At 79.0% G+C, this 928-nt stretch carries 1 protein-coding gene; it reads right to left on the minus strand.

The window, feature by feature from the left end:
- A partial coding sequence (locus GPJ59_RS36580; RefSeq protein ID WP_219672398.1) for a beta-ketoacyl reductase occupies positions 1–928 on the minus strand: 928 nt, incomplete at both ends.

Below are 928 nucleotides of genomic sequence, written 5' to 3' on the forward strand. Positions count from 1 at the left end.
GGCCAGTGCCTCGTCGAGGAGCCGCAGGGCCTCGTCGGTGGCCAGCGGCACGGTGCCCTGACGGGCCATCCGGGCCACGGCGTCCGCGCCGAGCCGGCCGGCCATGCCCCGCTCGTGTGCCCACGGGCCCCACTGGAGGGACTGCGCGGGCAGGCCGAGCGCCTGGCGGTGGTGGGCGAAGGCGTCGAGGAAGCCGTTGGCGGCGGCGTAGTTGGCCTGGCCGGGGCTGCCCATGACGGCGGACGCCGACGAGAACAGCACGAAGGCGGCGAGGTCCGCGTCCCGGGTCAGCTCGTGCAGGGCGACCGCGCCGGCCGCCTTGACGCGCATCACGCCGGCGAACCGCTCCTCCGTGAGCCCGGTCAGCAGCCCGTCGTCGACGACACCGGCCGCGTGGACCACCGCGGCCAGCGGGCGGTCGGACGGGATGCCGGCCAGGACGTCCGCCAGCGCGGCGCGATCGGTGACGTCGCAGGCGGCGAGAGTGACCCGGGCGCCGAGGGCGCGCAGGGCGGCCGCGCGTTCCTCGTGTCCGGGGTCGACGGTCGCGCTCCGGCCGAGCAGCACCAGGTCGGTGACCCCGTGGTGGCGGACCAGGTGCTCGGCGACGGCGCCGCCGAGGCCGCCGGTGCCGCCCGTGATCAGGACGGTCCCGTCGAGCGCGGGGCGGGCCGCGGGCCCGGCGTCGGATCCGGCGTCAGGTCCGGCGTCGGGTCCGGCCTGGTCGCCGGCCGCGAGGGGGACGAGCCTGGGGGCGTACGGCTGCCCCGCCCGGACGGCGACCTCCTGCTCGGCGGTGGCCAGCACCCCGGGCAGCGCGGCCCAGGACTCGTCCCGCCCGTCGCACGCGACCACCAGGAGGCGGCCGGGGTGCTCGGCCTGCGCGGTGCGCAGCAGCGCCCGTACGGCGCCGTGGACCGGGTCGGCC

Origin of the sequence: Streptomyces bambusae (assembly GCF_019400985.1) — a bacterium.
Classification (GTDB): Bacteria; Actinomycetota; Actinomycetes; order Streptomycetales; family Streptomycetaceae; genus Streptomyces; species Streptomyces bambusae_A.